The 25349-nt window shown below is 54.6% G+C and carries 11 protein-coding genes and 2 pseudogenes; 6 read left to right on the top strand and 7 right to left on the bottom strand.

Annotated features, from left to right (window positions below; translation table 11 throughout):
- The first annotated feature begins 93 nt into the window (after positions 1–93).
- Complete coding sequence (locus tag BMX66_RS12700; protein WP_090882755.1) at positions 94–1563, top strand: alkaline phosphatase PhoX; 1470 nt, start codon at positions 94–96, stop codon at positions 1561–1563.
- 860 nt (positions 1564–2423) lie between these two features.
- Here the strand turns inward: BMX66_RS12700 and BMX66_RS12695 are convergent.
- Complete coding sequence (locus tag BMX66_RS12695) at positions 2424–4886, bottom strand: choice-of-anchor D domain-containing protein (RefSeq protein ID WP_090882753.1); 2463 nt, start codon at positions 4884–4886, stop codon at positions 2424–2426.
- Between the two features lie 666 nt (positions 4887–5552).
- Between BMX66_RS12695 and glgX the strand changes: the two genes are divergently transcribed.
- The gene (gene glgX, locus BMX66_RS12690) at positions 5553–7676 is read left to right on the top strand and encodes a glycogen debranching protein GlgX (protein ID WP_255398948.1); all 2124 of its coding nucleotides are present in this window, start codon (positions 5553–5555) and stop codon (positions 7674–7676) included.
- Positions 7677–7957: 281 nt separating this feature from the next.
- Here glgX and BMX66_RS12685 read toward each other — a convergent pair whose 3' ends face one another.
- From BMX66_RS12685 to treS, 3 genes are all read right to left on the bottom strand, one after another.
- Positions 7958–13153 (bottom strand): malto-oligosyltrehalose synthase, encoded by a 5196-nt coding sequence (locus BMX66_RS12685; RefSeq protein WP_090882751.1) that lies wholly within the window; start codon positions 13151–13153, stop codon positions 7958–7960.
- A 95-nt stretch (positions 13154–13248) separates the two neighbouring features.
- Positions 13249–15105 carry a malto-oligosyltrehalose trehalohydrolase gene (gene treZ, locus BMX66_RS12680; RefSeq protein WP_255398947.1) on the bottom strand — a complete coding sequence of 619 codons (1857 nt, stop codon included), beginning with the start codon at positions 15103–15105 and terminating at the stop codon, positions 13249–13251.
- Between the two features lie 9 nt (positions 15106–15114).
- Positions 15115–18414 (bottom strand): maltose alpha-D-glucosyltransferase, encoded by a 3300-nt coding sequence (gene treS, locus BMX66_RS12675; protein WP_090882748.1) that lies wholly within the window; start codon positions 18412–18414, stop codon positions 15115–15117.
- A 282-nt stretch (positions 18415–18696) separates the two neighbouring features.
- Between treS and BMX66_RS16055 the strand changes: the two are divergent.
- Positions 18697–19222, top strand: a pseudogene (locus tag BMX66_RS16055) (DDE-type integrase/transposase/recombinase); the annotation flags it as partial.
- 74 nt (positions 19223–19296) lie between these two features.
- Here BMX66_RS16055 and BMX66_RS12670 read toward each other — a convergent pair.
- The 3 genes and pseudogenes from BMX66_RS12670 to BMX66_RS12665 all read right to left on the bottom strand — a co-directional run.
- Positions 19297–20154 carry a patatin-like phospholipase family protein gene (locus BMX66_RS12670; RefSeq protein WP_199679323.1) on the bottom strand — a complete coding sequence of 286 codons (858 nt, stop codon included), beginning with the start codon at positions 20152–20154 and terminating at the stop codon, positions 19297–19299.
- A complete protein-coding gene (locus BMX66_RS15825) occupies positions 20102–20293 on the bottom strand; it encodes a patatin-like phospholipase family protein (protein WP_199679322.1) in 192 nt (63 codons plus the stop codon). The genes BMX66_RS12670 and BMX66_RS15825 overlap by 53 nt, the downstream gene beginning before the upstream one ends.
- A 98-nt stretch (positions 20294–20391) precedes the next feature.
- Positions 20392–20774: pseudogene (locus BMX66_RS12665) on the bottom strand (integrase core domain-containing protein); the annotation flags it as partial.
- A gap of 549 nt (positions 20775–21323) precedes the next feature.
- Between BMX66_RS12665 and BMX66_RS12660 the strand changes: the two are divergent.
- The 3 genes from BMX66_RS12660 to BMX66_RS12650 are packed head-to-tail and all read left to right on the top strand — an operon-like array spanning position 21324 to position 25164.
- Positions 21324–22346, top strand: a complete 1023-nt coding sequence (locus tag BMX66_RS12660) for a nucleoside hydrolase (RefSeq protein WP_090882744.1) — start codon at positions 21324–21326, stop codon at positions 22344–22346.
- 32 nt (positions 22347–22378) lie between these two features.
- The gene (locus tag BMX66_RS12655) at positions 22379–23740 is read left to right on the top strand and encodes a hypothetical protein (RefSeq protein WP_090882742.1); all 1362 of its coding nucleotides are present in this window, start codon (positions 22379–22381) and stop codon (positions 23738–23740) included.
- A complete protein-coding gene (locus BMX66_RS12650; RefSeq protein WP_090882740.1) occupies positions 23740–25164 on the top strand; it encodes a hypothetical protein in 1425 nt (474 codons plus the stop codon). Before BMX66_RS12655 ends, BMX66_RS12650 begins: the two co-directional genes overlap by 1 nt.
- Positions 25165–25349 lie beyond the last annotated feature (185 nt).

The raw sequence follows: 25349 nt of genomic DNA, 5'->3' as shown, positions 1-25349 counted from the left end.
CAGCCGCTTAAAGGATGAGCCTGGGAGCACACGTGCTTTTCAGTAGTGACGGCCAAATGAGGGTACATATCAGCGTTCAATTTTGGAGCCTCCATGTTTAAACACAAGATACTGAACGTTATAGTTGCAGCGGGACTTCTGGTAATGATTGGGACGGCGAAAGCTACCGCTGCCAATACGCATTTCGCCAAATTCAACGCCCTCCCGGGCAGCGTTACTGCCGGCTCCCTCCCGGAGAGTTCTCCGTTTACGTTCTCTTCACTTAATTTCTCGCAGATTCGGATCGCGGATCGCGCAAGCCAACTCAACCTTGGGGAGCCCAACTCTGGCGGCTGGGACATGATCACCGCTAACGAGACTGGCGTGGATGCCGGCCGATATCTGTTTATCCCCTTTGAAACTTCGGAGGCAGGAGTACAGCGAATAGATTTAAAAACAGGACTAGTCAAAACCCTCGTTCGGCCCGGCACACAAGGCTTCACCAAGGGAGATGCCTCTCGCTGGACACCCTGGGGCAGCTACCTGACCGCCGAGGAGTCTTGGGAAAAGGGGAGCGCTAAAGGACGTTTATTTGAACTGATCAATCCGACAACTGCTGCTGGCAGCGCTGACTCCCGTTTCGTCCATCGTTCAATCGTGCCGCGCGTGGCGCATGAAGGATTAGCCTTTGATAAGGAGAACAATCTGTATTTTGTTGATGAGTTTAATGGCGGCAGTATTTACAAATACGTGTCGGCCAGTCCCGCCGCCACTACTGGCAACGAATATTTCTCCAACGGCCGGACCTTCGTCCTGCAGATCAACGGCGGTGACAATGCCGATACAGCAGGGTCTTTTATCTGGATTCCGATTACTGATGCCACCGGCGGCCCCATTGATGGGATATCGGTGATGAATGCCGATGGAACCATCGATGGCCGCGAGACGGCGAAGGTAGTGAAAGGTACCGGATACCAGCGTCCCGAGGATATCGAGATCAAAACCTTGGCCAACGGAGATGAAATGCTATTTGTGGCCACCACGGCGACCCACGAGGTGTACTCCATTAATCTTGCTTCCAATGAAGCAAAGCTCTTTGTAAACCGTAGCACCCTTGACAAGTCGACGGGCGCACCGGTGGGCACTTCCTTGGCCAATCCGGATAATCTGGCGATCGATGCGGTTGGAAATATTTACATTGTTGAGGACCAGCCCGCCGGGATGGCTGACATCTGGTTTGCCCGGGATGCCAATAATGATGGCGTGGCTGATTCTGTCGCGCGCTGGGCCTCTCTATCCACCATAGGTGCCGAGGCTACCGGCCTTTATTTTGACAAGTTTGATGCCAATATCGCTTATGTGAATGTGCAACATCCGGATAGTCTCGTGGACAGTACGATCATGATCTCCGCAATTCCAGAACCGTATCTGGCCTCCACAATGCCGGAATCGAATCCGGTCTCCCCAATGCCGGAATCGAATCTGATATCCGCAATGCCGATATCGATGGCCTTGTCAGTCATGCTGGCAGGTGTGGGCTTGATGGGACTTGTGGCCGGGCGTCGTCTGAAGCAAAACCCTTAACCTCGATTAGCACTGATCAAGAACAATGTGCATGGCGTGCACCAAATTGTCCTCATGCATCGAATTGGGAAGTACAAGGGTCGCTCAGGGAAACTGAGAAGGTTATTGTTGGTGTCAATCACAAATTAGACATTTTTTGGAACCGGGATACGGCATGACTAGAGCCAAATCTCGGAGATCTACCTAAATAGCCGGAGCGGTTGCGGACGCATTCCGGTAATTATTTGTGTTTAATTAAACAACCGGGCAGCAGCCGCCACAAAGGAAGTTACACGTCCGGAAACAACGCCGTAAACAAGTTAAAGTCTGACATCCATCAAAACAGGTAAAGAAACAGTTATTGCAGCATTCAGGACAGGTTTCCCCTCTTATCTGCGCTAACTGTACCCCATCTGCGACCTGCCTGATAGCTCCAAATGCATGATAGTGTTCTCCTGAATCATATAAAGCAGCCTCCGCGGTAAACCCAGGAATGCTCATGTCTGCACCTCCCATGATGTTGGAAGTCTTCCTGTGAAAATTATAACCATTTGATATATGTGAGTCTGTACGCTAGCGAATCCAAAGCGGGAGTGACTTGTGACGACATGTCAATGCCTGGCATACAATTTTTTCGGATTCTGTAACGCTCCAACCAGCATTCAGCACGATTTTGTGCCAGGAATAACCGCAACCATTCATCTCCACAAGCCGGAATTAACTGCAAATGAACCTGCGTTTATTCCCGTCGGCCTGCATTTGATCTTAACGAACCGGGAATAAGTGCGTTCACTCATCGGCGGTTTGCCTGTTACTTCTGCGCAAATTCTGGATTGCTAACGGCGTCACGCCGGTTTAGAGCGCAAGTGATGTGATGAGGGTCAGCTTTCGTCATCGCCATCATCCTCATCATCGTTATTCTCATCATCGCAACAGGCGTCAACACTCTGCGCGCTACAAGGTTGGTCATGGTGCTTCTCCCAACATCCCTTACGGCAATCCTCACAATTTTTGCACCCGCAATCGCTCCAGATCGTGTAGGCCATAACGTCGAGAGTTTTCACGGGGGTTTCTGGATCATCGCTTGTAATAATCAGCTCGGAAGACCTCGGGCACTTTTCGGTCGCCTTGTACCGAATCAAGACGCTCAGGCACGAACCGGGGAGCAGCATCGCGGGGAACGGGTTGTTAATCAGCTTCCAATGCCTGCTTTTGCGCTTGAATGCAACGCTTGTCACGTATAGTTTGCAGTCGCCCACATTGCAGATGGAGATAGTGCGTTCGCCAAGGCAACATGCCTTCACGCCGCCGATACATGTAGAGCCTGTGACCACGAGTTTTCCGGAAGGCACATTTCCGGAAACTGCGACCCCTTTCGGGCTAGCCGGATCGTCACTTATGATCGTGATCGTGCCCGCCTTTGGGCCGACGCTATTCGGTTCAAACCGAATAGGCACCTGCAAGGAGCTGCCAGCTGCTATTACAATTGGATACGCCAGAACGTTGGGGACAAGGAACTCGGCAGAAGACGAAGTGATGCTGGTTATTGTGAGTGTGCAATGACCGCTATTGCTTAAAGTTATTGTCTGATCTATGAAGGATCCGATGCAGGCATTGCCAAAATTGCCCACATTCGCAATTATCGCAACCAACCTTGGCGCCCTTACTGTTCCTGATACCTCCACAGATTTCGAACCGCTTGGATCGTTGCTGAACACGGTAATGGTTTCCGCCTTTGGCCCGAGACTGTCTGGCTGGAATCGGATCGGTACTTCAATAGCATTCCCTGCTTCGATGGTGACGGGATATGACAAAACGCTCGGAACAAGAAACTCAGCAGCATCAGAGGAGGTAATGTTGGTTACAGCAAGCATGTCGCCGCCGCTGTTGCTCAGGTTCAGCATCATGTCCTTAAAGGATCCGATGCATACTTCGCCAAAGTTACCGCTATCTGCGACTACCGTGACCAGTCTCGGTAGAATAGTTTCAATTATCAAACGCAAGTCTGGCATCACACCGATGTTGCCAGGTACATCTCCGCCTTGAGCAGTACCTGTAGTTGGATCCGACAGCAGAGCACGCATCTGAAGGGGCGAAAGTGGACTTCCTGTGTTTGCCTCGTACATGCCTTGAACAATGAGCGCCGCTCCTGAAATAATAGGCGATGCTGAGCTAGTGCCATTAAAGGTGCTGGTGTATGTTTTAGTGTTATCACCGCCGCCGCCGTCGAGATCTCCATAGCCTGCAGTTACAACATTTTCACCCCAGGCATAACAGTCGACGCGGCTACCAAAATTCGAGAAATCTGCGCGATTGTGAGGCAGAGGTGAAAGAGCGGCGCCCACCACAATTGCCCCTGATTCCGTAAAATCAGCACTCCCTCGATTAAGTACGAATTTGCCGTCTCCATCTGTATAGCTGTCCAGATCAAAAGAACCATTTCCCGCTGCTTCCACTACAACGATTCCGAGAGCGACGGCGAGCCGAATCGCGTCGAAATCTGCGACATCGGTTTCGGTAGGTAAAAGACCTTTCTGAATCTCCAGCAATAATACGTCACCGGCCTGCAGTGCCGGCAGAGCACCAGCAATCGCGTCAGCTACGTGTCCTGATGAGTTGCTGGCAGTATCCCAGTGACTTGTCACATTAACGGCCGATACCGATGGTGCGATTCCGACAACACCAACCGTATTATCGTCAGCTATAACTTCGCCAAGAACCGCAGTTCCGTGGTTACCAACATACCCATCAACGCCGTCGCGGTTATCACCGTACAAAAGAGTCGGTGATTTACTTGCAAAATCTTCGTGATCCAGAAACCAGCCTTGTTCCAAATCAACAAATCCAACACCAGCACCCTCGCCGTTCGGTTGCGTCCAGGCCCAGCGTGAGTCTATTCCAATGGGAGCCGCATTCTGGTAGTTTTGATTGGCATTATAAGGATCGTCCCCCGGGCTAACCGCAGGATCCGTAGCTTCCAATTCGCGATATGCAACGTCTACTTCATCGAGGGCACTGAAACGTTTTACGATCTCTTCTGATTTTTCAGGACAATGGCGAACATCGAGTTTCCAGTAGGAAGTGAGGCTATGTAACGGCGGCAGTTCGGTTTGAGCCGCCTGTTTTTCAAGTTCCCGTATCTTTTCCGGTGGCAACGCACGTATCACTGGCCGTGTGTCTTTGATTTCGTACGAATCAAGCAGTTTCTCGATACCATGCAATTGGCATTCAGCGGCAAACGATCGTAATGATTTCATCGACTCACTCGCAGGAGCGGCTTCCTGTGCGATTCGAATGACGATAAAACCGCTATAGCGAGGGGGATAGACCTTTCCTGTTTCCATGCCGATCTCCTTTCAGGGATTCTGCAATCCAGCGTAGCGAAAAAGCTGAAGAACTCCTCATCTCAAATTAGATCATCAATATAAATTGTCAACCAGGCGCACTCAAAAAAGTAACCGAAGGAATGCAATTGTCCTGCCTCCGCTAGTACCTACAAAACCATTGTAGAGTCCGATTCTTGGTTGAACTGCAACTGCTCTGGTTTTTCGAACCAAGCCAAGAGTCAGTTTTCGGATCCATAACCGGTCGAGTAGCCTAAAGGCGTTTGCCGTATCGACTTGCATGCTAACTCCTGGTAAAAATTCAGTTTGCTGCTATAGTTTATTTTATCCGCCGTATTTTTTTGACGTTGATCTTAAAAACAATCAAGTAAACCTGAGATGATCAAATTGAAGTCCAAGGAAAAATAAAATTGCGGAAATCGGCAGGAACTTCCCGATGGCACATAAGTAGTTCGAGGTCCGCGTGCGCTCTCGACCTTACTTCCCGGGCCTCTTGGGCTCTGCTTTGGGGCACTGCTTACTTGCACTCCCGTGCATCGTAGTTCAAGCTACCTTCTTCGCCCGCCTTGTGATAATCCCGATTTTGCCAGCGACGCGCTCCTCTGAGGACTTGTTCAGAGATTCCCTGGCAAGTGGCACGCTCGTCTATCATGGCCGCAGGGGCCAATGTTTACAATGAAAGTCTGGCCGGGGAACCCCTATCCGCTCGGTGCTACGTACGATGGCGCAGGAACGAACTTCTCGCTGTTCTCAGAGGCGGCCGAGCGCGTCGAACTGTGCCTGTTCGACGAACTCAACCGGGAAACCCGGACAGATTTACCGGAGGCCACTGGCCACTGCTGGCACGGCTACGTTCCCGGCGTCGAACCCGGGCAGCGCTATGGTTTCCGCGTGCATGGACCATGGGCACCCGAGCAAGGCCATCGCTGCAACCCTGCCAAACTCCTGCTCGATCCCTACGCCAAGGGCATCGACGGCGATGTTTGCTGGGACGAAGCCTTATTCCCCTACCATTTCGATGCCGACCCCAACGTCTCCAATGACAAGGACAGTGCGCCCTTCATGCCGAGGTGCATTGTCCAGCAGCCCTTCTTTGACTGGGCCGGCGATCGTCAGATACAACGGCCCTGGCACGAAACAGTCATCTACGAATTGCATGTCAAAGGCTTTACAGCACAGCATCCCGACATACCGCCTGAACTGCGCGGGAGCTATGCGGGACTTGGCCACCCTACGTCGATCGGATATCTGAAACAACTTGGCGTGACTGCCGTCGAGTTGTTGCCGGTGCACTATTTTGTGCATGATAAACACCTTGTCGACCGGGGGTTGCGCAACTACTGGGGTTATAACTCGATTTCATACCTGGCGCCTCATGGCGCCTATGCCGCAGACAAGCGGCCGGGGGCGGCCAGTGCTGAATTCAAGCAGATGGTCAAGGCCATGCATCAGGCCGGCATCGAGGTCATTCTTGATGTGGTGTACAACCACACCGCCGAGGGCAATCACCTGGGACCAGTGCTGTGCCTCAAGGGGATAGACAATGCCTATTATTATCAGTTGATGGAGGATCGGCGTTATTACAGAGATTATACCGGCACAGGCAATTGCCTCAATATGCGTCAACCTCATGTATTGCAACTGATCATGGATTCGCTTCGTTATTGGGTGCTGGAAATGCACGTGGATGGCTTCCGCTTCGACCTGGCCTCCGCCCTGGCGCGCGAACTGCACGAAGTGCAGATGTTGAGTGCATTTTTTGACATCATCCAGCAGGACCCCGTGACCAACCAGATCAAGCTGATCGCCGAACCATGGGACTTGGGCGAAGCCGGTTACCAGGTTGGCAAATTCCCGTCGGGCTGGTCCGAATGGAACGGCAAGTATCGTGACTGCGTGCGAAACTTCTGGCGAACCCAGGATCCGACCTTGAGCGAATTTGGCTATCGCTTTACCGGAAGTTCCGACCTCTACGGCGAAAACTCGCGCAGTCCGTTCGCCAGCATCAACTTTATCTCGGCGCATGATGGGTTCACTCTACGCGACCTGGTGTCTTACAACGAAAAACACAATCTGGCCAACGGCGAGGACAACCGGGACGGCTACGACGATAACCGTTCCTGGAATTGCGGCGCCGAAGGCCCCACGGACGACCCGGAAGTGCTCACCCTTCGCGCCCGGCAGCAGCGCAATTTTCTGGCTACCCTGTTGCTGTCACAAGGTGTCCCCATGTTACTCGCGGGGGATGAATTCGGCCGCACCCAGCAGGGGAACAACAATGCCTACTGCCAGGATAATCAGATTTCGTGGATAGACTGGAGTCACGTGGATGAAGATTTACGGGAATTCACGGAACGCCTTATTCGGTTCCGTGGCGAGCACCCGGTCTTCCGCCGCCGCCGCTGGTTTCAGGGTCAGCCGATCCACGGCGGGGACCAGGACGACATCGCCTGGTTCAATCACATGGGGGAACAGGCGAGCGAGGAGTTTTGGGGCCGCGAGGTGATCCAAAGCCTGGGGGTTTTCATCAATGGAGAAAGTTTTCCCAATCCGAATGCCCGTGGGGAACCGGTTACAGATGGCAGTTTTTATCTGATCTTCAACGCCCACTTCGACGCGACCGATTTCATCCTGCCTCCAAACCGCTGGGGGTTACGCTGGCTGAAGGTGCTCGACACGGGCGAGGGCTGGGTACAGGATGAGGATGTCGATGGTCCGTCGCCGCTCGAAGCCGGCGTCAGCCTGGCAGTAGCGTCAAGGTCTTTGGTGCTGCTACAGCGCCAAACCTGAGAATCTGCTATATGACAAAGATCGCATGGCGTCGCTGCATCAGGATCTGCTGAGGTCTACCCCTGGATCGTCTTTGCCGCTAAAGCGGAAATCCATTGGTTTAAAGAAAACGCTTAGAAAAAAAACATAGTTACCCGCTTTCGCGGGTATGACGGGGTGCGCCGCTCATCGGTACAGCGTTTCAATGGCAAAAAAACATGGATGCGCGCTTTCACGGGTATGACGTGTTTTGATGGGTAGTGGCAGACTTCCTCGGCTTCCAATGCCTGGTGATCACGGAATCAGGCCGTCTCCTGCGCGTGCAACAGCGCATAGGGAAATGTCCTGAAAATTTGAGCCAGCTCTAGTCCTTGGTCTTTTCCGAGCTCTTCCCCCAGTCTCTGACTGGTGAAGGTCTCGTCCGTCAACACGTTGGTCCACTTCTCGTGGAGATGGTCGGACGGCAACTCGATCCAGGTATCGACCCACAGAGCTTCGCCGACTGGAAACCGGCCGCATTCCCCGACGAGCTTGCCGAACAGCCGTGGCACAACAACCAGCAGCGCGTCGTTTCCATGATGCCGGGCGAAGGCACACACATGCTCTGCGCGGCGGCCAGACGCTTTTAGCGGCATGTAGTCACCATCCCGGAAAAGCTGTTCACGCTCGCGTCGGAAGGTCAGCGCCTTCCAACTCAGGTAGAGCTTGATCCGGCCATCCCGCATATTCTCCATCAGGCGCCGTGCGCATGCGCTGACGCCCTCTTTGGCGTCCATCGACCGGAGTGCCCGCAAGGCCGCACGGCGCGCCTCGTAGTCCACCCCACGCCGGTTGTCCGGGTCCACCAGGCTGAAGTCCCACATTTCGTTGCCCTGGTAGATGTCCGGGACCCCGGGTGACGTGAGCTTGAGCAGCAACTGCGATAGACTGTTGAAAGCGCCTATCCATGCAACCTGTTGCTGGAACGGCAGGAAATCGCGCAGGAACAGATTGACCGGTTGAGGGGAAAGAAGCCCGCGCACGAATTCTTGCGTCGCTTCCTCATATTCCTTGTTTGGATTGATCCAGGAGCTGTTCACTTTCGCCTCACGCCCAGCCTTGAGCATGTAGGCGGTGACTCGATCCGAGAGCTGTGCCAACTCGGCCGCATCAGGCCTGTCCAAAGTGTCAAAGGGCCATATGCCGAGCAGTGTCTGGTATAGCAGATATTCATCATTGCGACTCGGTGCATAGTCCTTATCCAACTCTCGGCGATTGCTGCGGTTGAGCTTGCTCCAGCGTGAAATGACGAGGTTCCATTGGTCGGGTATTTCGGAGAGCACACTTATTCGCGCTCGCACGTCTTCCGATCGCTTGTTGTCGTGGCTCGAGGTGGACAGCATTGCATGCGGCCAACGGGCCATGCGTTCCTGATTCTCCCTGTGGAATGCAGCGAGCGACACACCGAAACGGTGCGGTTCGCTGCCGACTTCGTTCAGCGATATCAATCGGTTGTACTGATAGAAAGTGGTGTCCTCCATGGCCTTGGCCATCACAGGGCTGCTGTACTGCTGAAACTTCATGGCAAAGATACATACCGCGTTCCGATATGCGTCGCTCTTGCCCTTGGCCTGTCGCGCCAGCAGCACGTCCCTCACGAAATCGAAGATACTGGTATCGACCGCCTGGCTGCGCTTTTTCGCTACCCCCACCGCCCAATCCACATAGCGGGCGTCTTCCGGGGAGCTTTCGCAACTAGAGACATAGGTACGGTAAACCGGAAAGCTTGCGACGATCTGGGCAAGCGCACTGCGCTGGCTGTTGAAGGTAAAGTCGCAGGTGCGGCGATCGCCTTTCGCGATACGCGCCAGCTGTGTAGCCAGCACCTGTAGTTCGCCCGAGAGGGCGCTTTCCATGATCAGATGCTTGTTCGCTTGCACCATCGCGCCCAGGTCCGGCCGTGCCCGGATAAAGCGCTGATAGATGCGGGTGAAACGGTCAGCAGTGTGGCTGTCGACAAACAGGCCAGTGCAAACCGCGCCAAAGTCATAGCCAGTCGTGCCGTGTATCGGCCAGGACTCCGGAAGGTGCTCATGGGAAGCGAGTATTTTTTCCACCACGATGTACAGTGGCTTGCCGTCATCCTTCACCGTCCTCGGAGAAAGCGCCGCCGCCATTGCCTGCAAGCGCTCTAAGTATTCCTTTGGCGCGTATAAACCGTCCGTATGATCAATGCGCAACCCGTCGACATACCCCCGTGCAAGCAGCTCGCGCACCAGCCGGTGTGTGCTCTCGAACACCTCCGGGTTGTCCATGCGTAGCGCCGCCAGATCATTGATGTCGAAGAAGCGGCGGTAGTTGATCTCGTCCGCAGCCGCACGCCAGAAAGCGAGACGATAGGCCTGGGCCTCCAGCAGTTCGTGCAGAAGATCAAGATTCCTGGTGTCATCTTGCGCGCCATCGTTGAACACGTTGAACACCGACACATTCTCCTGGATGAACCGTGCAACGTCCGCGCTCATCGCGGACAGGGAGGCCAGATGGTGCTTGTGTATCTCTTTGTCCCGAGCGCGCTCAGCCATTGCCTCGGGAGAAACGTTGTCGCGCAATGGCAGGTGGCTAAAGGCCGTGATCACGGACTGGAGTTCCAGAAACTCCGGGTGCTGGCCGCCCAGCCGCGTCTGCAGCCGTTCCACATCGTGACCCAGGATGCGGGGGTACTCCCGCGGGTCGACGGGGAACCGATGCTCGTAATAGAAGACGCTGAAGGCGCCCTGTTCGGGGTCGAAAGCAAGTTTGAGTTCGCCGTTCTCCAGGACTGTGCCGTAATGGTCGCCCAGCACAGGCAGCAGCACGCGGCCCGGCAAGTGCTCCCCAATAACATACCAGTCAATATCGAAGTAGCTGGCGAACCGCGAAGCCGGGCCGTTTTCCAGCACATCCAGCCACCAGCCGTTATCACTACCCGTGATGCACATATGATTGGGCACCAGGTCCATGATCTGGCCCATTCCGCGCCGTTTCAAGGCGGCGGCGAACTGTTCGAAGTCACCTGCACTGGCAACCTCTGGATTGAGACTGCCATGGTCCGTGACGTCGTAGCCATGGCGACTGCCTGGACGCGCCTTGAGAATAGGTGAGAGATAGCAGTGGCTGACACCCAGCTCATCAAGGTACGGAATCAATTCCGCAGCCTGTCTCAGGTTGAAGTCGCGATTCAATTGCAGCCGGTAAGTTGCCCGCGGAATCCGCAGCTTTATACCCTGTTTGGCTACAGGTCTGGCGGAGCCCGGCATGTGCGATACCGGACGTTCCTGCCGCAGCGCAAGCAATATACCGTGTAAATAGGCGCTTCCGTGCCACTCCTCGAGATTGAGAGGAAGCTTGAGCCGCCAACAAGGGTAGGCGGGCTCTACCGCGCCTGGCAAATTCGGCTGCTCGCGCACCCCGAAGCCGTCTTCCATCTGCACCAGCAGAAGCTTGGACGGCGCCTGTGCCAGATAGGTATACACTGCCGCCGCGAGCTCCGCCGTCATTTCGGGAAAGCCGACCTGATGTAGTCCACCGCCCGACGGCAGCACGCCTTGGCTCTCCAGCGCCACCAGTAGCTGCGCACGGTCTGCCGCGCGCTCAACGATCTGCCGATTGCGGGCCTCGTCATCCGGAAACAGATGCAGGCGGTCGCGCAGGTCAATGTCGAGCCCCTGCCAGAACCCAGCCAGGGTCGGGAGATCATGAGTCGTCACCGCAGCGACGGCATTCACGGGATACTCATGCGGTGGCTTCAGCCTTCCGTCGTCGCGCCGCTCAAAATACAACAGCCGCGTTGACATCACATTCATGGGCTGCAAGGCTTCACGTACTTCATCCGGCACGGTCCCCAAATCCTCGCCTACTATCAGGCAGCGGTTCCGCTGGCTCTCGAGAGCCAGAATGCCGAGCATATCTTCGAACGGATAGAGCACATACGCGCCTTCCGCCGCGGGCAGACCTCGCACGACCCAGAACAGGCGGCGTAGTCCCATGATGTGGTCTTTGCGCAACGCCCCGGAATCACGCATATTGGCCCGCAGCATCTCAATGAAAGGCACATAGGCCGATGCGGTCAGTCGATGTGGAATCCACGGGGGCAGCCCCCAATCCTGGCCAAGACGGTTGAAATCGTCGGGCGGCGCGCCTGCGCGCGCGTCAAGCGCATAAAGTCCGCGCTCCGCCCAGGTGGCGGCGCCGCCTTCCGCCACGCCGATTGCCAAATCGAGCATCACACCCACACCTAGCTCCACTTCCGACGACCGCGTCCTGGCCGCGCCCAATTGCATGGAAGCCTGCCACTGCAGGTATTCGAAGTATTCCACGCGGTCGAGATTGGCTTCGCAGAATGCTGCTACCTCCAGCGCATCTGGATCACGATAGGCTTCCGGCCAGGCAGGCCAACCCCATACCGCAGTATCCTGTGCGCGGAAATACTCCTGCAGCGCTTCGAACAACGCGTGCTTGCGGAGGCTCTCGCCGTGCTCGGACTGGAAGGCGCGAAAAGCTCGTGCCCGGTCGGTACTTTGGCCCAGCTGCGTGCTGCGGAAATACCGGTACAGGCAGCCGAAAACTTTCGATTTCACCTCTGCGACACCGCGGTAATCCACCTGTTCGGTAGCCCGAAGCGCCCGTAGCTGCGCCTGGAACTGCGGTGCAAGTACCATTGAGCGCGCCTCCTCGCACTCGGCAAAATCGGGGATGGCCTCCACATCCAGATAAAGCGGGTTGAACCAGGTGCGGCTGGAGGGACTATATGGGCTCGCGTGCTCCGGAGCGTCAGGAAATAACGCATGAAGCGGGTTGAGCAGCAGTGTGCTTCCACCGGCGTCGGCGCAAATTTCGATTACGCGGCGAAGATCCCCGAAGTCTCCGATGCCATAGTTGCGCTCGGAGCGTATGCCGTAGAGCTGGAGGGCGAGCCCCCATGCGCGCCCCTCGCCCTCGATGGCTGTTGGCTCGTAGCAGGCTGCGGGGGCAACGATAAGCGGCATTTCGCCAGTAACACCGCGCCCATCTGTCCGTTCAATCGAGAAGCGGTGATAGCCCGGTTCCACCAGGAGATCCAGCGCCAGCACCCGCCGCACGAATTCCTGTCCGTCGAGATCATCGAGACTGTCAGCACGAGAGCGCTCGACCTCTTCCAACTCGATGGGAGTGAATTCTCCGCCGTCCTCGGCACCAGACTCCCTGCGCAGATACCAGCGATAAGCCAGTTTATCCTCGGCAACGGGGAGAGCGATGGCGATGCGATACGGCCGCGCCGACTCGCGAACCACCTGTACAGGCGGCATCGCGCACTCCCATTTGCGCCGTTTGAAAGCGTGCAATGAGGCGGCTGCCTCATCTTCAGTTGTTGCTGCCACCCCCATTGCGCCCAGCAGGGCACGCTTCGCGGGCTCGGAGATGTAGTGTGTATTTCCCCAGATATCGCTGTACCAGGGCAGCACGCCATACAAATCGCACAGTTGATCAAGCGGATTGCTCATGCCCTTGGTTTTCCTTGGCTCTAGTTTTAGCTTGGCTTTAGCTTTCCCTTATCCCTTATCCCCGGACTTTTGTCGATGATTAGTACAACCGGTATTTATTGCTCCGTAATCCCTACCGGACGTTCCATCCCGCCAACGGAGGGGGGCGGCTCGAGCGTCCATACGACAGAGCAGGGGCCCAGCATATTTTCTGCTGCACCTGGCGAGGAGGCAAACACGATATGCCCGGCTGGCACGGCCGCGCACACGCTCTCTCCCGAAAAATTCGCCAGCAGCCGCAGCGTCGAACCGTCACCCAGTTGCCATTGCACCCGCAGGCCACCTGGGGCGAAAACTTCGAAGTGCGCAGAGCGGCCCTTCATTCCGGGCAGACGGGGCATGATGACTTCCTTCCGAAGCTTCAACAGGTTGCGGTAATAGTCCAGCCAGCCGATATGCACCTCCTCCCTGAGCGAATTCCAGTCGATTTTCGAGTTGAGAAAAGTCTGGGCCGCATTGGGGTCTGGTATGGAGGCCTGCATTGCAGCGTCCCCAAAACGCGCAAACCGGGCGAATTCTCGACGCCGGCCTTTTGTGACGGCTTGGCGCAGTTCCTCACCGAAGTCACAGAAGAACTGAAAAGGCGAGTTCGCGGCGAACTCCTCGCCCATGAACAGCATGGGAATGCTGGGCGCCAGCAGATAGACCGCTGCCCCGGCACGCATCGCGGCCTCCTGGCCAATGTGCGTAATGCGCTCGCCGAAAGCCCGGTTGCCTACCTGGTCGTGAGATTGCAGAAAGGATACGAAGGCTTGCGGCGGCAGGTGAACACTCGACTCGCCACGCGCCGCGTGCTCCCGGTAGGCTGATACCTCTCCCTGATAGGCAAACCCTTCCGCCAGGCAGCGTCCGAGATGCCGCACAGGATCGTCGGCATAGTCCATATAGTACCCATCCCTCTCTTCAGTTGCGAGGACATGCAGCGCATGGTGAATGTCATCATTCCATTGGGCGGCGTACCATCCATGCCCCAGATAGCGCGCATTGTTGGAATCGTTTTCCAGAATCAGATGCACCTGGCGTTCCCGTCCGATGGCAGAGTGTACGCGTTCCGCCAGTTCGACGAGAATGTGGGGGCTTGAATCGTCGACGATAGCATGCACCGCGTCGAGTCGCAGGCCGTCGAGGTGATACTCTTGCAGCCAATACAGCGCGTTGTGAATGAAGAACTGTCGCACCTCCCGGCTATGGGAGCCATCAAAATTGATCGCCGCGCCCCACGGCGTATGGTGATGTTCGGTAAAGAATTCTTTTGCGTAAACGTAGAGATAATTCCCCTCGGGCCCGAAGTGGTTGTAGACCACATCAAGCAGAACCATCAGGCCTCGCGCATGTGCCGCCTGAACCAATGCCTTTAGATCGGCTGGACAACCATAGCGGCTATCAGGCGCATAGGGCAGGACGCCATCATAGCCCCAGTTGCGCGAACCGGGAAAATCGGCCACCGGCATGAGTTCGATAGCCGTGACCCCCAGTTCCACGAGATAGTCCAGCCGTTGAGTCACTCCGGTAAAGGTTCCCTCCGGCGAGAACGTACCGACGTGCAGTTCATAAATCACGGCCTCTTCCCACGGGCGTCCTCGCCACGTCGCGTCCCGCCAGGCAAAGGCCGCCGGATCGATCACCTCGCTTGCGCCATGCACATCGTCCGGATTGAAGCGGGAAGCCGGGTCCGGAACGCGCAGGGCCCCGTTCACCTCGAACCGGTAGCGCGTCCCCGCCCCCGCTTCCGATGCCGTCAATTCAAACCAGCCGCCGCCGCGCGCGTGCATGGGACGTACCCGCTCCTGCTGCCTATTCGTGAGCGTGAGGCACAGCCGCACCTGTTTGCAGCTGGGCGCCCAAAGACGAAAGCGTACTCCCTGTTCTGTGATTTGCGCCCCATGGGGCATGTCATAGGTTCGCGTCAGCACGCATACATCCTATTCTTCTCCACTTTGCATCAACTGGATCAGCCGCCACATGGGCCCGTCCACAGTTTTCAAATGTTGCGCGAGCGCGCTGCTCACGCTTGCAACGCCCTTTTCCACCATGAACAGCGTGACCAGCGTATCGACGGCCGAGGCATCGGAAGGAAACAAGGCGTGCCCCTTCATTGCCCTGCGATAGCTCTTGAAGAAATCGCTCGTTGCGAGCGCTCGCCAGTTTTCCACATGCTGCTGGAGCGCAGCGCCTGCTTCAGGATATTCGGCCGCCACATGGTCCAGCGCGGCTGCGGCTGCTTCCCAAAACGAAAATAGCATGCCTGCCACATCGCGCAGCGGGGTATGTTTCCAGCGGCGCTCCCGCCATGCCCGTTCAGGTCCGCCACCATAATTCGTAATCAGAAAATCATTGTTTGACAACCACACCTGCCGCAGATGATAGTCGCCGTGGCAGCGTGCCTTCGTCGCCTCGGGGCGCACCGCTGCCGCGCGACCGATGCGCCGGTAGAATTGCGGCCGAGCTGCAATCAGGTCGTTGCCGATCAGCTTCGCCGCGTCGGTCAGCCGCGGCAGTTGCGCTTCCAGCAATGTGTACATTTCGTCCATCTGCGTTCGAACATTGTTCACCCATTCGGCAACATCTTCCAGTGTGATTGGCTCGCTGCCAAAGGCACCGGCGGGGTCCGGCTGCGCGAGCGCCTGATGAAATTCAGCCGTGCGCTGGCCCAGGGTTTTGATAAGGGCCGTATAAGCGGCATGCCGCGAATCAATGAGACGCTTCTGCTGCGTACGACACTCGTCCAGATATCGCTCCAGATAGTCCCGTGTATAAGCCCAGGCACTACCCTGGTTCTCCGCGTAACGCTCCAGTATCCCCAGCGTTGCGCTATCCCCCTTGGCACCCGTGTACTCCACGGTGCCGGCCAGTTGCGCCATGTGGGTGAATTTCGCCGTCTCTGTCAGGAATTGCGACATTTCCAGTTCCGGATGTACGCCGGCAAGCAGCCAGCGGTAGCCCTTCAATACCAGCCGGTCGCCGAGATTCACCAACAGGCGCCCGCGTTCTGATACGGTTCGCGTCACCTCTGCTGTATTCCCCGAATGGTTGACACTGGGAAAAGCGCTTGTTGCCCGGAAACGAACCTGTCCTCCATCAAAGGCGAGTGTCGAGCGCTCTTCCATGCTCAAGATCACCGCACGGCAGAAACCATCATCCCAGAATGCATCGAACAGCACCCCCATTCGGTCGCGCCGCCGCACCTTAGCCAGGGTCGCAGGCAGCAGCGTGCCCACGAGGCTCTCGTCTTCGTCCTCCCATGCGAGGGCCAGCGGTATCGCGTAGCGATGCGTTTCACCATTGCCAAGGGTTAACATAACGATGGCTAACAGCCAGCTGCCGCGTTCGGTAGACCACTCATGCATCTCGCCGAACTCGAATTTTTCCACTGTCGCGTTCCTGAACCACGGCTGGGAATGGAAGAAGCGCGGCAGGATCTGCCGCTCAAGCTGCTCCCGCGCGCGCCGCGCCATCAGTTGATTGGTGCCTCCGCTGTCCTCCTTGCGGGCGGACAGGGTGCCCCACCCGGTCTCCACGAGTATGAGTACAGGCAGATCCGGCGACAACTGACGCTCCTCGTGCCATGGGGGCGCCACCACATCCGTGGCCAAGCGGAAGGCATAGAACCCATGCCCGCTCAAGGTGAGCAGATACGGCAGCTCGCCGACCGGAGGAAAGGCAGTGAGTCCCATCAATTCAACCGGTACTCTGCCCTTGAACTGGCTCAAATCCAGCTCCACCGCCTGCGCCGTCCGCGACATGTTTGCCACGCATAGAATCGTTTCATCCTCGTGCTCGCGCAGATAGGCGAGAATCTTGCGATTGCCTGGCCGCAGGAAGCGCAGTGTGCCTCGTCCGAAGGTACGATGCGCCTTTCGCATCGCAATCAGACGTTTTGTCCAATTGAACAGTGACGATAAGTGGCGACGCTGCGAGTCCATGTTCACCGCTGCAAAACCATATACGGGATCGACGATGGGCGGTAGAAACAGTTGTTCGGGATCAGCGGTAGAAAATCCTCCGTTGGGCCCTCCTAGCCATTGCATCGGGGTCCGCACGCCGTTGCGGTCCCCAAGGAGAAGGTTGTCACCCATGCCGATCTCGTCGCCATAATAGAGAATTGGCGAGCCGGGCATGGTCATCAGCAGCAGATTCATCAGTTCAATCCGGTGCCGGTCGTTGTCCAGCAGCGGCGCGAGCCGGCGGCGAATGCCGAGGTGGAGGCGCGCCTGGGGGTCAATCGCGTACGTTTGATGGAGATAGTCCCGCTCGCGGTCCGTGACCATCTCCAGAGTCAGTTCGTCGTGGTTGCGCAGAAACACCGCCCATTGACAGCTGTCCGGAATATCGGGCGTCTGCTCCATGATCTCCACGATCGGATGGCGGTCCTCGCGCGCGATAGCCATATACATACGCGGCATGAGCGGGAAGTGAAAGGCCATATGACATTCGTCGCCATCACCAAAATACTCGCGTACATCCTCTGGCCACTGATTCGCTTCTGCCAGAAACATGCGGTTGCGGTGGTGTTTATCCAGTTCGGCCCGCATGCGCTTGATCACCGCGTGTGTCTCTGGCAGGTTCTCGCAGTTGGTACCTTCGCGCTCGCACAGATAAGGCATTGCATCCAGGCGCATGCCATCAACCCCCGCATCGAGCCAGAACCGCATCACATCCATGATGGCGTTGAAGACATGGGGGCTGGCGAAATTCAGGTCAGGTTGGTGGGCAAAGAAGCGGTGCCAGTAGTAGGTCTGGGCTACCTCATCCCACTCCCAGTTGGACCGCCCTATGTCAGTGAAGATGCTGCGCGCACCACTGTATTTGGAGTCGTCGTCGCTCCAGACATAATAGTCGCGCTCGATCGAGCCCTTGGGAGCACGCCGCGCTGCCTGAAACCACGGATGTTGATCGGAAGTGTGGTTGATTACCAGTTCAGTGATTACACGCAAACCCCGGCGATGCGCTTCGTTGATGAACTTCTGGAAATCCGCCATATCGCCAACGTCCGGATGCACATTGTGGTAGTCGGCTATATCGTAACCGTCGTCGCGCCCCGGCGACGGATAGAACGGAAGGAGCCAGAGCGTATTCACGCCCAGCTCCTGCAGATAATCGAGCTTGGAGATCAAGCCCGGAAAATCTCCGATACCGTCGCCATTGCTATCAAAGAACGTCTTGACGTGCAATTGATAGATGATGGCGTCCTTGTACCATAGCGGGTCTTCTTCTCGTTCCATAGTTTGCTGTTTTCTATACCAGGTTTTGCGGATCCCGCCTTCCTGCCCGGCAGATACCCGGCTATCCTTATTAAGAATAGATGCAGTTGCTCATTTTGCTTGAGTTTGGCGGATATTTGGCGCGCTTTTTCGCGGCTCTTGGGAGATGGGGCGATAGGCCTGAGGTATGCTGCCTCCTTCAACCATGCTTCATGAAGGCGAGATTTTGATATTTTCGACAATTTTGGGTTATGGTGTTGCCGGAACACGCCTTCCTCTTGACCCTACCTCAGTAAACCGTACGCCAGCTTGAGGCAGACATGCGTGTTGCTCAAGCTGTCGCGCACCGTGTACGTCTACAAGTCTCGCCCCCGTGATTCATCGATTCTGCTCATGCGCATCAAGGAAATTGCCGCTGCACGGGTGCACTACCGGCGGGTGCATGTCCTTTTGCAGCGGGAAGGCTTCAAGGACAGTCACAAGCGTGTCTATCGGCTTATCGGGAGGAAGGGCTGTCGTTACGGCTCAAGCGTCCCAAGCGCAACAAATCGGCGCGGCTACGCCAGCCCAAGTACTTTGTCACTGCCATCAATCAGATCTGGAGCATGGATTTCGTAGCCGATGCCCTGTTTGATGGCAAGCGCCTGCGCGCATTGACCTAGTGGACAACTATATGCGGAGAGCTTGGTCATCGAGGTGGGCCAGAGCCTGAAAGGAGACGATGTCGTGAATACGCTCAACCACCATTGCAACCACGCGCGGCTTGCCCCGCATTATCAAAGTCGACAATGGCAGCGAATTCATCTCCAAGGTCATGGACAAATGGGCCTAAGAGCGCGGCATCGAGCTCGACTTCAGCCGTCCGGGCAAGCCCACCGACAACATTGGGATGCCGGACGATAACTATTGCCAGTTCGCACCAACCCAGGTACGCACCTGTTGCCACTGGGCCGAGCTCATATAGGCCGCAGCATATTGCTTCAGTGTGCCCACCTGCTTCCACTCGTCCAGCCCGATGGCCTCCGGCATCGGGACATTTCCTCGGCAGAAGTTGTCCAACAGCAAATTCTGCGCTTCTACGGTCGCCGCCCGTGAGGTGCAGTCCATCATTAGGTTCATCAGGGCAGTGGGAGGCACATTGTTGGAAGCATAGGGCCACATCCAGTAGTTCACGCCCCAGTTCAGTGGATCAGAGATGGAGGAAGGGGCAATTCCTTGCGGCACGAGACCGGTTCCGAGGGAGAGGGCGAGTACATTCCCCAGCGCATCTGCGCGTCCGCCTTTCAGGGCATCGGCAATAGCACTCATACTCGGATTATTAGCGTAAGTGCCACCATCGGCGAAATATCCCAAGCTGTCGATCTGATACGGCGGGAAATAGGTGGGGGCCGCTGAGGTGGCTAGCGCTGCATCCCTCATCATTACATCGGCGTATGCGTTGCCGGCCGCATTGGAAAAGGTGGCAGGCTCCCACGAGCTGCCGTTCCACAAACGCACAGTATTGATCTCGATGTATTTTTTAGCCTCGCTCAGGCTTTTGCTGCCAAACAGGCCCATGGCGATAGAGATCAGGCCTGAATTCGTGTACTGACAGGATAACCTGCCAGGCCCCGATACAAACTCTTCGATGCTTTGAGGAGCTAAACACTCCTTTTCCTTCTCCTCAAACAACCATCCATTAGGCTTGAAAATGATCGACCCTTTGGTTTCATAAATGCTGACGATGTCGTTTATCGGAATTGTTGACCAATCCCAAAGCAATCAGCCCTCCTGTTGAGGTACCGGCAAAGCCGTCGGCTTTGGCGACAACACCAAATTGGTTGTCAAGATCCTGTAGCAGCAGAGCGGTCATCAAACCACCAATACCGCCCCCGTCGCAGCAGATTATTTTGAAGGTCATCTCTCTCCCCACTCTCTTTTCATGTTTTTTCGATCCGTTTTTACACGAGCCTTCTGGAAAACTGTGATCGGCCCAGGTTTTTGTAGCCAGTTCCAGAGTTAGTCGTCGGCCCTATTTTCGATATCAGATTCCCCTTTCGTCCAGTGCCGGCGCGCGAATTCGGCTGGGGCGATTTCTCCAAGCGCCCTGTGAGGACGGCTCTCATTGTATTCCTGCCGCCATGTGGTGATTTGCATTTTTGCCTCCTTGAGCGACTCAAACAGTGGGCATTCAGACATTCGTCTCGGAATGTCCCATTGAATGATTCGATGAATGCGTTATCGGTTGGCTTTCCTGGCCTGCTGAACTCGATTTTGACTTTATTGTGGTACGCCCACAGGTCGAGAATCTGGCTCGTGAATTCGCTTCCATTATCGCAAAACAGAATTCCCGGTACGCGTCCGCTCTGTCGGATCCTGTTGAGTACTGTCACAACATCGTTAATGATCAGCTAGCCTATTAATAGATTGGTATTAAGGAATTGCGGCAAGAATTACTGCAGTTTTTTAAGTCGAGCTTAGCTGATTCAATCTGAACCCCGGTTGCCTTCAGCAGCTATAAGCAGTTCTGTAAGCACAGACGTGAATGCCGCCTTCAGGTCATTTACCGTTGGTTATTTTGTGCACCCCCCATACATCGATAGTTAAATCCGCAGCGAAAAAACCGAGACCACAAAGGCCTCTCGCAGCACCTTTCGGGTGCGACGACCCGCCTCGCAGCATAAGCGCCTTGCATTCGAAGTGCGTTAATCGAGAGCAACTGTTCCGCATCCATTCTGAGAAATAGCCCACTTTTCCCCCTTTGCTTCCGACATTGCTGACGTTCCTTATCCTCTATGGTGAACACTCAGCCATGCCGCTGCAATACTTGGAAATAGCTTTAGGTGACCAGGCTATAAAAAGGCGCCTTACAAAGCTCACCGGCTGAACAGGGCTTGGATAGATTAAACGGAACTTTGCTAAATCCAATCAATAAAAGACAAGGATTCGTTATGGAAAAACCGGTACCAAAAACCCAGGTATTAATTGATACCGACGCTGATTTTGACGATTACATGGCGATGCTCTATTTACTCAAGCATCCCGATATCAGCGTAAAAGGCATCACCGTTACCGGCACCGGGGATGTTCATCTAACGCCAGGCACAATCAACGTCAGCAATATGCTCACCTTGCTGGATGATGAAGCCGCACTGAAAATTCCCGTTGTACGCGGTGCTAAAGCGCCCATGAGTTACAGCAACACCTTTCCCGGGGTCGATAGAAACGCCGCCGACCAACACAATAACGTGCCCTTCCCCGGCACAAACCCCAATCCACCACTCGCTGATGCCCAGGATTTTTTACGCGATTACTTTATTAACAGTACAGTACCAACCACCGTGTTATGTATTGGAGGAGGCTCTAATTGGGGGCGCTTATTTGAATGCGCAAAAACCGATACAGAACTGCGCGCAGCGCTCAGTAAAAATCTTGAGCATATCGTGATGATGGGCGGCAACCTCTTGCCGTGTTTTGTAAAACCCGGCGCTGAAGGCAATCTTCAGGCAACGATGGGAGAATCTCCTTACTACACCAACAAAGTCGCCGAATGGAATATTTTCATCGACCCGCGTGGGGCACAAGAAATCTTTTCCAGCGGCACACCCATTACGCTGGTTGCACTCAATGCAACCTCACAGGTACCAATTACCACACAGTTTGCTGCGCAACTTGCACAGATCAACAACCCTGTCGCCACCTTCCTCACGCAAGTATTAGCGAGCGACACGATTAACCAAGGCATAGGTAAGTATCTGGATTTTTGGGACCCACTGGCCGCTTGTGTATTGGTTGATCCGACACTGGTAACTGCTCAAACCTTTGTACTTAGAATCGAACAGGAGCTGGATGAAGAAGATGATAAATCCGGCATGCTCATTGTGGATGAAAACAACGGACACGCCGTTAATGTCGCGCTCACTGCAAACCCGCAGGCTGTATATCAAACCTTTTTGAACATCATCGCACGCTAACAATATTACTCATTTTGAATAAGGATCGTTTGATGAAACGAGCTCTCATTGCTTTAGTATGCAGCGTTGCTGCCAGTGGTGCCCTTGCCGAAAACGCAAAAACCCTGGCATACCGGGACGCTGTTTACTTGGCGCCAAATAATTGGAAAGGCCCAATTTTCGAATTGAGCCATGATTATCCTAAACAAAAACCCGCTGCGTGCAGCACCAAGGATTGCCCATGGCTGGCGATTAATTTGCCGATGAAAGCCGATTTTTCAGACGCCGGCGTACCGTCATGGAAAAACAACAGTGTTTACAATCAATACATTAAGGCTATTCTGGATTATGTAAAAAAAGGTCAAACCTTCGATCTCAATAATCAAGAAGGATTTAAAACCAGTGTTAATGGCGAAACTCAATGGTTTCATATTCCCTGGATGGCCTATGACACCAGAACCGGCCGGGAATATGTTCATGGATTAACGAACGAACGCACTGCGGTGATTAGCGATTTTTACGGTGAAAAAAGGCAAGGCCTGCATGCCTTACCTAATTCAAAAACAGGCGACCAACCCGGTTTTGAGACCTGGGCAGTAGGGATGTACAACAAAATTGGCGGCTATACCATCGGCCAAAGTTGGAGCAAAAAAGGCACGCCCAACATTGAAACAGTGAACGGCATCACGTCCACCAAAGGCATGCCATTTATCGAAGGCACAGTCGTCGTCAAATTTTTATTCACCACTGCCACGCCCGATGATGTTCCCTACTTGAAAGCCAGTCCGGTCTGGCAAGCGGATCGCCATCGTGAAGTAAATAATCAGTTTTTATGTAAACGCGAAGTGCAAGAAGTGCGCCTGGTGCAAGTAGATGTTGCTGTTGTCGATCAACGCTCACCTAGCCGTTGGGTCTACGGCACTTTCGCGTATGTGGATGGTGCAGGCAAAACTCTGTGGGATAACTTACAACCCGTTGGTTTGCAATGGGGCGCTGACCCCTGGACGTTCCCTGCTGTGCCGAAAGCAGAATCGATCACAGCGCGCCAAAGTGTACTTAATAGATCGATCAGCACGTTTGAACACTTTGGTTGCAATGGCCGTTTGGCGGGCCCGGTCGATAATAGACAGAGCTCATGCTTGTCTTGCCATAGTGGCGCCTTTGCCAATCAAGCAGGTTATACGTTTGCAAAAGGTGCTTATAGTCCACCGGTATTTGGGTTCGAAGGCTTATGTGAAAAATACAGTCAGGACAACGTCGAATATTTCCAAACGATTCAATTCCCGCAAAATTACACCGGAGGCAATTACGCCAATACGATGAACCTGGATACCTCACTGCAAATGCAAATTGCGTTGCAAGAGTGGGCGCTATTCAAAGCCAATGGTAAAGCCGTTGCTTGTGAGGATAAATAATGAAAAAGCTACTTATCGGACTCAGCGTGCTCGTGGCGGTGACTTGCCCAAGTTTTGCTGCAGACAATCTTTACAAAGATCTCAAACCAATGGTTAGAGGTCAGCATTTAAATGAAGTACCTGCCCACCGCTTCGCGGCATCCGGCGTTGTTAAACGCCCTTATTTTGATTATTTCAGCTGGCAAAACTTTATCGCACTCATGTGGCCGAGCAAGGTGGATTCTCATGGAGCCCCCTACAAGCCCGGCGACCCGAGCGTGTTCGGAAGATATGAAAAAGATTTACAACCGGTATGGCTCGGTTGGAAATCCGCCTTTGATTTATTCCCCCAAAATGGCGATAAACCTATCGGTTGGCAACAAGATAACGGCACGGCAGTTTGCCGCAATATTAAGGCGGGTGATAAACGCCCCGTGTTGGTTACCGGTTCAAAATTCACATCAGTAGCCGACGAGCTCGATCAAGCCTTTGGTGGTCCCCTGCCGGATCAAACCGGTTTATTCACTCGATACGAAGTGCGCGCCAATAAAGTGGAATACGATTTTATTCGCGACCACGGCTACTACAACAAAGCCAATTGGCCGAGCGATGGTATTACCCTACCTTCGGGCAATGGCAAAGACACTACCGGGGTCATCGAAATTAAAGCCGCATGGCGCGATTTGAAAAAAGTCGACAAAAAATTTCACAGTCGTTTTTTTACTTTGGAGAATGCGTTGGTGTCTATTCCCGACACCTGCTCCGATAAACACAACAGCATGATTATATGCGATTGTGAAGCAACCACCGTTGGGCTAGTGGGTTTTCATATCGCGCAAAAAACGCCGGATTTTCCCCAGTGGGTGTGGGCGACGTTTGAGCAAGTAGATAATTTAGGGGAAGATCCATCAACGCCGGCAGATATGCCGCCTTCCTATTACGATCCGGAGCTTTACAAAAAATACCCGGGAGTATTGCGCGCAAACCCTGCAGCTCATCCAGGCTCTAGCCGCGTGCCCGAGGTGAACGATTTTAATCCGGAACCGATTAATGTGGTACGCCTCAGCCAGATTCCCGATACACCCAAACCCATTGCCAACGCGACCGATTATTCGACGACGGGTATGAATAAGATGTATCGCGAGTTATTAAAAGGTACGGTATGGGCGAACTATCAATTGATTGGCAGCCAGTGGCCGCAGCTGCCGTCTATCTCCGCAAAAACGCCCACAGATAATGATTTTGGCTGCGAGGATGGAACTCCGGTACAGGCAGGCGGCATGCCATTCCCCGAATGCCAGTTAGCAAACATTACAATGGAAACTTTTCACCAGTATGATAGCTGCATGAATTGCCATCAAGGTGCTCAGCGTGCTGGCGCGGACTTCAGTTGGCTTCTGGCCCTTCGCGCGTATCTTCCTGGTGGCACAACTAACAAAAAATAAACTCCTGCCAAATATTTAACCTACTTCGCGCGTAGGGCAGTAGGTTTTACTGGGTGGCGACAGTATTTTTTCTCAATCAACAATCGACATTCAACAATCAACGTCAAAAAACATTAGCCAACAGGTTTAAATTTCTTCGCTGAGGAGCACTGAGCTTCCCCAAACATCGTCTTCAAACAGGGATG

It is taken from the genome of Nitrosovibrio sp. Nv6 (genome assembly GCF_900110495.1).
Taxonomy (GTDB): Bacteria; Pseudomonadota; Gammaproteobacteria; order Burkholderiales; family Nitrosomonadaceae; genus Nitrosospira.
This window is presented reverse-complemented; position numbering and strand designations above follow the sequence as displayed.

Bases quoted from the DNA above. Each gene is read 5' to 3' on its own strand.
- glgX (WP_255398948.1), top strand. From the start codon at position 5,553: ATGTTTACAATGAAAGTCTGGCCGGGGAACCCCTATCCGCTCGGTGCT.
- BMX66_RS12655 (WP_090882742.1), top strand. From the start codon at position 22,379: ATGAAACGAGCTCTCATTGCTTTAGTATGCAGCGTTGCTGCCAGTGGT.
- treS (WP_090882748.1), bottom strand. From the start codon at position 18,414: ATGGAACGAGAAGAAGACCCGCTATGGTACAAGGACGCCATCATCTAT.
- BMX66_RS12700 (WP_090882755.1), top strand. From the start codon at position 94: ATGTTTAAACACAAGATACTGAACGTTATAGTTGCAGCGGGACTTCTG.
- BMX66_RS15825 (WP_199679322.1), bottom strand. From the start codon at position 20,293: ATGACCTTCAAAATAATCTGCTGCGACGGGGGCGGTATTGGTGGTTTG.
- BMX66_RS12660 (WP_090882744.1), top strand. From the start codon at position 21,324: ATGGAAAAACCGGTACCAAAAACCCAGGTATTAATTGATACCGACGCT.
- BMX66_RS12685 (WP_090882751.1), bottom strand. From the start codon at position 13,153: ATGAGCAATCCGCTTGATCAACTGTGCGATTTGTATGGCGTGCTGCCC.
- BMX66_RS12695 (WP_090882753.1), bottom strand. From the start codon at position 4,886: ATGGAAACAGGAAAGGTCTATCCCCCTCGCTATAGCGGTTTTATCGTC.
- BMX66_RS12650 (WP_090882740.1), top strand. From the start codon at position 23,740: ATGAAAAAGCTACTTATCGGACTCAGCGTGCTCGTGGCGGTGACTTGC.